Origin of the sequence: Rhizobacter sp. (assembly GCA_021153565.1) — a bacterium.
GTDB lineage: Bacteria > Pseudomonadota > Gammaproteobacteria > Burkholderiales > Burkholderiaceae_C > Albitalea.
Genome location: JAJKJU010000278.1, coordinates 1 through 7,300 on the forward strand (window position 1 = coordinate 1; position 7,300 = coordinate 7,300).

Below are 7,300 nucleotides of genomic sequence, written 5' to 3' on the forward strand. Positions count from 1 at the left end.
CGGAGCTGACCCGCCATCTCGATGCCTGGAGCTGGCCTTCTTCCCCTGCCGCCACGACCTGGCGGCCAGCTTCGCCACCGCAGCCGGCAAGCCCCACGGACTCAGAGGCTGAGAGTTTTTCGAGCGTGCCCGAGCAGCACGTCAAAAGGCGCCTGATCTAGGCGCAAAGCGCAGCCATAGCTCGGGCTATGGCGAGCATTTGCAACGACGAGCAGGGGTCTATTGGCGTGATGAGCGGGCATGATCGAAATACTCTCAGCCTCTCAGCCTCTCAGCCTCTCAGCCTCTCAGCCTCTCAGCCTCTCAGCCGAAGGGCATGATGCGGATCGACGAACCGTCTGCGAATTGACATTCGATGGCGCGGCCCTCACGTGCAACGCTGACAAGCCGCTCAGCATAGTGAGCAGCTCGGGAGCCTGGGCGGTCCACGTGCACTTCCATGCCCGAGGCGACGGCATGGAGTCGCATCGTGCTGCCATCCTTGAACTGAGCCTCCACGACGTCGGCCGATCCGGCCATGACCACCACGTTCCGCAATTCGGTTTGAATCGCATCGGCGGAGTTGGGCTGCTTCACCAGGCGCTGGGTGGGCACAGGTGACGCCGGGTCGGGGTAGTCGAACGGGTTGGGTACTGCCAAGCACGTGTACGAAAATGAAAGGCTCACGTCGAGCGAAGCCACTTGGTGCCACCAGCCCACTGGCAGGAACATGGTTTCTCCGGGATCGACGACGACCTCGAGCACCGTCGCCTCCTCGAAGGCCGGAAATCGCACCGGATCGGGTCGCTCCAAGTCGACCTCGCTGAACACGTTGCGAAGGTTGTAGACCCGCGACCATTCGAGAGGCGACACGAAGCGCCAGCGCTTGCGTCCGACAACCTGGGTGTGGAAGAGCATCAGCGTGTCGTGGTGCAGCGGTGTCACTGTGCCAGCAGGCCCGAACCAGAACGACGAGCGCTCTGTCAGCTGGGAACGGTCGCACAGCGGCGGCAGACTGCCGATGTCATCGAGCAATGGCGCGAACTCAGGCCGGCGCAGTAACTCGTTGTTGGCCGTCAGGTAGTAATCGTTGGTGGCACCGCCTTGCACAACCTGGTCGACGAAAGCGCTTAAATTCACGCGCCTCGTCAGCAGGAGCTTGTTCTGTTCGTAGTTCACATCTGCATTGCGCTCGGCCTGGATGTCAACTTCGAGGTGGCCGAAACGCCGCTTCAGGTCTTCGGTCGACCAGCTGCTCATGGCGGGCCAGTCGCGAGTGTGGCCCGTGAGAACGACAGGCCGGCAACCGCGTACATAGCGCGCCGCAAACTCTTCTTCGGACACATCGGCGCGCTTTTCCACCGTGCGGTATTCAGGGTCGGACGCCCACAGCCGCTGCAGGTTGAGCGCCACAGCTTCCAGTTTGTTGTATCGCTGCTGCACAGCCTGAGCGACGGCATACGAGGGATCATTGTCGAGCGCGGCAATGGCGCGCTCGGCGTCGACACGCGCGTAGCCAGCGCCTTCAATGACCTGCAGCATCGACTCGATGGTGCAGCCACGCAGCCGCTGCTCGACTATCCAGCGCTGCCACGATGCGTCGATCGCCCGAGACAGCGGCGCCGCGTCGGTGCGCGGCCGCGGTGCGGGGGCTACAGGCATGAGATGGGATGACATGGCGACGGGCTCCTTGGCAACTCGTCGGTGCGACTCCGGAAATTATGAAACTGGTCGAGCACAAATCCCATACCACTTTCGCGAAATACCGGTAGTCGGGACCGTGAGTTCGAAGACCGACTGCGCAGGGCATCTCCGCATGTTTTGTTGCCTGTCGATGTCGGCTGGCGCTAGACGATGCGGCAGCACCGCACCGCACCGCACCGCACCGCACCGCACCACACCGCACCGCACCGCCACGATCTTGATGGGATCTTTATGGGCAAGCCCGCAAATTTGCCGACATCTTTATGCGCCGCATCCTACGATCTCCTCACTTTGTGAAGGAGGCGTCCCGTGGATGCTGTGTATCTCGCGCTCGTCGTCGTGTTCTGGCTGCTGATGGCCGGCATGGCGCACGGCTGCGCCAAGTTGGGAGGAGAAGCCAAATGACGTGGCTTTATGTACTGGGTGGCGTCGTGTCGGTGGGCCTCTTGGTCTACCTCGTGGCCGCGCTGCTGCGACCGGAGAAATTCTCGTGACCACGCATGCTTGGACTCTGCTGGCAGCCTACAGCGCCGTGCTGTTGCTGCTGTCGATACCCACAGGGAGATACATTGCCAACGTGATGGAAGGTCGGCTTCGCTTTGCGGCCCGCATCGAAGGTGGCTTGTACCGCCTGTGCGGCATCAGCGCTGACGCCGAGATGGGCTGGCTGCAGTATGCGCTTGCGATTCTCTTGTTCAATGGACTCGGTGTGCTGGCGGTGTATGCGTTGCAGCGTCTGCAGTTGTGGCTGCCGCTGAATCCGCAGGCCATGGGCAACGTGACTGCGGACTCGTCGTTCAACACGGCGGTGAGCTTTGCCACAAACACGAACTGGCAAGGCTACGGCGGTGAGACGACGATGAGCTATCTCACGCAGATGCTCGGCCTGTCGGTGCAGAACTTCTTGTCTGCCGCCACGGGCATCGTGGTCGTCATCGCACTGATCCGCGGGTTCGCTCGCCACTCGGCCAAGAGCATCGGCAACGCCTGGGTCGATCTGACCCGGGTCACGCTGTGGATTCTGTTGCCCATCTCGTTCGTCTATGCGTTGTTCCTCGTGCAGCAGGGCGTGGTTCAGAACTTCGATGCCTACAAGGACGTGCAGACGCTCGAAGTCGTCAAGTACCAGGAACCCAAGCTCGGTGCCGACGGCCAGCCAGTGAAGAACGCCAAGGGTGAGCCGGTGATGGAAGACAAGACCACCGACCACCAGACGCTCGCCATGGGGCCGGTCGCGTCGCAAGAGGCCATCAAGATGCTCGGCACCAATGGTGGCGGCTTCTTTAACGCCAACTCGGCACATCCCTATGAGAACCCGACACCTCTGTCGAACTTCATTCAGATGTTGTCGATCTTCCTGATTCCGGCGGGCCTGTGCTTCACGTTCGGCCGCATGGTGTCGGATCAGCGTCAGGGCTGGACCGTATTCGCAGCAATGGCATTGCTGTTCGTCGTGGGCGCGGTTGCGGCCATGCACTATGAGCAGCAAGGCAATCCGCAGCTCGCGTCGTTCAATGTGGACCAGGCGCCCAGCGCAACCCAGGCCGGCGGCAACATGGAAGGCAAGGAGACGCGCTTCGGCATCGCCGAATCCGCGCTCTTCGCCACCATCACGACCGATGCGTCCTGCGGCGCGGTCAACGGCTGGCACGACTCGTACACGCCGCTGGGCGGCATGGTGCCGCTGGTGAACATGCAACTGGGCGAAGTGGTGTTTGGCGGCGTGGGAACGGGCCTGTACGGCATGCTCGTGTTCGCCATCCTCGCGGTCTTCATCGCAGGGCTGATGATCGGCCGCACACCGGAGTACCTCGGCAAGAAGATCGAGGCGCACGAGATGAAGATGACTTCCATCGCCATCCTCGTCACCCCGCTGCTCGTGCTGGCCGGTACGGCGGTGGCGGTGATGACGGAAGCAGGGCGAGCGGGCATTGCCAATCCTGGCGCCCATGGCTTCTCCGAAATCCTCTACGCGCTGACCTCGGCCGGCAACAACAACGGCAGCGCTTTCGGCGGGCTGTCCGTCAACACGCCGTTCTACAACGTGCTGCTCGCCATCGCGATGTGGTTCGGACGCTTCGGCGTGATCGTGCCCGTCCTGGCCATGGCCGGGTCCCTGGCCGCCAAGAAGCGCATTGCCGTCACCGGCGGAACCATGCCCACGCACGGACTGCTGTTCGTCTCGCTGCTGATTGGCGTGGTCCTGCTGGTGGGGCTGCTGAACTACGTGCCCGCACTGGCGCTGGGCCCGGTGCTCGAGCACCTCGTGCTCTGGAAGTAAAGACATGACAACCCCCACGCTCACTTTGTTCGCTGCCCCCAGGGACCCGCAGGGGTCCTTTTGTGGCCACCCTCTCAGCGGAGGCTGACATGACTCGCAAGACCTTTACGTTGTTCGATCCCGTCCTGGCCATTCCGGCCATCAAGGATTCGTTCAAGAAGCTCGACCCGCGCGTGCAATGGCGCAATCCGGTGATGTTCGTCGTCTTCATCGGCAGCGTCATCACCACGATCCTCTTCGCACAGGCCTTGGCTGGAAAGGGGGAGGCGCCTACTGGCTTCATCCTCGCCATTGCCTTGTGGCTGTGGTTCACCGTGCTGTTCGCCAACTTCGCCGAGGCGCTCGCGGAAGGCCGCAGCAAGGCGCAAGCCGCATCGCTGCGCAGCCTGAAGAAAGAGACCTGGGCCAAGAAGATGGAGGGGCCGACGTACGGCGCCAAGTGGCACCCGATCGAATCTGCCCATCTGCGCAAGGGTGACACCATTCTCGTGATCGCCAACGACGTGATCGCTGCCGACGGCGAGGTGATCGAGGGCGTGGCCTCGGTGGACGAGAGCGCCATCACCGGCGAATCGGCACCCGTCATCCGCGAATCGGGCGGCGACTTCTCGGCCGTCACCGGCGGCACGCGGGTGCTGTCCGACTGGATCGTGGTGCGCGTCACCGTGAACCCGGGCGAGACCTTCGTCGATCGAATGATCGCGATGGTGGAAAGCGCGAAGCGGCAGAAGACCCCCAACGAGATCGCGCTGGCCATCCTGTTGGTGGCACTGACCATCGTGTTCCTCGGCGTGACCGTCACGCTGCTGCCGTTCTCGCTGTTCAGCGTGGACGCGGCGAAGGCGGGTTCGCCCATCACGGTCACGGTGCTCATCTCGCTGCTGGTGTGCCTCATCCCGACGACGATCGCCGGGTTGCTGTCGGCCATTGGCGTGGCGGGCATGAGCCGCATGATGCAGGCCAATGTCATCGCGACTTCTGGCCGCGCGGTAGAAGCTGCCGGTGACGTGGACGTGTTGCTCCTGGACAAGACGGGCACCATCACGCTGGGCAATCGCCACGCTTCAGCCTTCCTGCCCGCGCCGGGTGTGAAAGAGAGCGAGCTTGCCGACGCGGCGCAGCTCGCATCGCTCGCCGACGAGACGCCCGAAGGCCGCAGCATCGTCATCCTCGCCAAGCAGAAGTTCAACCTGCGCGAACGCGACGTGCAGTCGCTGGGCGCCCAGTTCGTGCATTTCTCGGCCCAGACACGCATGAGCGGCGTGGACCTGCCGCTGGTCATCCAGTCGCAACAGGTGGTGGGCAGCGATCACACGCCGGTGCATGTGCGCCAGGTGCGCAAGGGTGCGGCTGACGCCATCCGAAAGCATGTGGAAGCGCTGGGCGGCCTGTTCCCCGCGCCCCTCGCGACGGCCGTCGATGAAGTCGCACGCCGCGGCAGCACGCCGCTGGTGGTGGCTGATGGCATCAAAGTGCTGGGCGTCATTGAGTTGAAGGACATCGTCAAGGGCGGCATCAAGGAACGCTTCGCCGAGCTGCGGCGCATGGGCATCAAGACGGTGATGGTGACCGGCGACAACCGGCTCACCGCGGCGGCAATCGCGGCCGAGGCGGGTGTGGACGACTTCCTCGCCGAGGCCACGCCCGAGCAGAAGCTGGCGTTGATTCGCCAGCACCAGGCCGAAGGCAAGCTCGTGGCGATGACCGGCGATGGCACCAACGATGCGCCGGCGCTTGCACAGGCCGACGTGGCGGTGGCGATGAACTCGGGCACGCAGGCCGCGAAGGAGGCGGGCAACATGGTCGACCTCGACAGCAATCCGACCAAGCTGATCGAGGTCGTAGAGACTGGCAAGCAGATGCTGATGACCCGCGGCTCGCTCACCACCTTCAGCATCGCCAATGACGTGGCGAAGTATTTCGCGATCATCCCCGCGGCGTTCGTCACGACCTACCCGCAGCTCGGCGCGCTGAACGTGATGCACCTCGCAAGCCCCTCATCGGCCGTGCTGTCGGCGGTGATCTTCAACGCGCTGATCATCATCTTCCTCATCCCGCTCGCGCTCAAGGGCGTGAAGTATCGGCCCATTGGTGCGGCCACGCTGCTGCGCCGCAACCTGGCCATTTATGGCCTCGGCGGCATGATCGTGCCGTTCATCGGCATCAAGCTGATCAACCTGATCCTGAGCGTCGTCGGCCTCGTTTGATTTGGAGTAGTTAAGTTATGAAGTCCCTCATACGTCCCGGGGTGAGCCTGTTCGTCCTTCTGACGGTGGTAACCGGCGTGGTCTACCCGCTGGCCGTCACGGGAGTTGCCAGGGTCACGTTTGCGGACCAGGCGGCGGGAAGCCTCATCGTCAAGGACGGCAAACCGATTGGTTCCAAACTCATCGGCCAGAACTTCAGCGATCCGAAGTACTTCTGGGGCCGTCCGTCGGCCACGAGCCCGATGCCATACAACGCCGCCAATTCGGGCGGCTCCAACCTGGGGCCATTGAATCCTGCCCTGGTCGACGCGGTGAAAGGCCGTGTCGAAGCGCTCAGGGCGGCCGACCCGGGCAACAACGCGGCCGTGCCGGTGGACCTCGTCACTGCCTCGGCCAGCGGCTTCGACCCGCACATCAGCGTCGCAGCTGCGCAGTACCAGGTGGCCCGCGTCGCCCGCGTACGCGGCATCGGCCAGGATGTCTTGCAAACACTGATCTCGCAAAACACGGAAGGCCGTCTGTTCGGCTTGCTCGGCGAGGCGCGCGTCAACGTGCTCGGCCTCAACCTCGCGCTCGATCAGGCCCTTCGCCACTGAACTAAAAGACCGACAGCAAACGACGAACTGGGCATCCTGTTGGCGACTTAGAGTGGTCATGGTAGCCACTGCTGCTAGCGAGTCGTGCTTCGTGTTTGCTTCAGACCGCATGCTGGTGGGCTGCCAGTGTCAACAAACGCCGATACTCGAGCGAACTGAAGAAACTGAAGAGGCTGAGAGTATTTCGACCATGCCCGCTCATCACGCTAAAAGGCCCCTGCTCGTCGTTGAAAATGCTCGCCATAGCACGAGCTATGACTTCGCTTTGCGCCTGGATCAGGCGCCTTTTGACGTGCTGCTCGGGCACGCTCGAAAAACTCTCAGCCTCTGGCCATGACCTGACCTTTACGTATGCTGAACACGCGGAAGATGGCCGTTGGCAATTTTTTCCCCTACGAGGTTTGAAGAAGGCGGGGTTGACGCATGACAAGCTCATGTTTGCTCAGAGGCCCAGGCCCCTCACCCCAGCCCTCTCCCCGAAGGGGCGAGGGAGCAATGCAGGCCAGTTCGCTGTGGCCCGCTTCGAAGTAACG

At 62.9% G+C, this 7,300-nt stretch carries 5 protein-coding genes; 4 read left to right on the plus strand and 1 reads right to left on the minus strand.

Annotated features, from left to right (window positions below; translation table 11 throughout):
* Positions 1-303 precede the first annotated feature (303 nt).
* Positions 304-1,656 carry a cupin-like domain-containing protein gene (locus AC30NL_RS17760; protein ID WP_489465317.1) on the minus strand — a complete coding sequence of 451 codons (1,353 nt, stop codon included), beginning with the start codon at positions 1,654-1,656 and terminating at the stop codon, positions 304-306.
* Positions 1,657-2,084: 428 nt separating this feature from the next.
* On the opposite strand from AC30NL_RS17760, the gene kdpF reads away from it, so the two are divergent.
* From kdpF to kdpC, 4 genes are all read left to right on the plus strand, one after another.
* The gene (gene kdpF, locus AC30NL_RS17765) at positions 2,085-2,177 is read left to right on the plus strand and encodes a K(+)-transporting ATPase subunit F (protein ID WP_489465318.1); all 93 of its coding nucleotides are present in this window, start codon (positions 2,085-2,087) and stop codon (positions 2,175-2,177) included.
* On the plus strand, positions 2,174-3,964 hold the full coding sequence (kdpA, locus tag AC30NL_RS17770; RefSeq protein WP_489465319.1) for a potassium-transporting ATPase subunit KdpA: 1,791 nt from the start codon (positions 2,174-2,176) through the stop codon (positions 3,962-3,964). The genes kdpF and kdpA overlap by 4 nt, the downstream gene beginning before the upstream one ends.
* 89 nt (positions 3,965-4,053) lie before the next feature.
* Complete coding sequence (gene kdpB / locus AC30NL_RS17775; protein ID WP_489465320.1) at positions 4,054-6,171, plus strand: potassium-transporting ATPase subunit KdpB; 2,118 nt, start codon at positions 4,054-4,056, stop codon at positions 6,169-6,171.
* Positions 6,172-6,188: 17 nt separating this feature from the next.
* Positions 6,189-6,767, plus strand: coding sequence for a potassium-transporting ATPase subunit KdpC (gene kdpC, locus AC30NL_RS17780; RefSeq protein ID WP_489465321.1), 579 nt, complete (start codon positions 6,189-6,191; stop codon positions 6,765-6,767).
* The last annotated feature ends 533 nt before the right edge of the window (positions 6,768-7,300 follow it).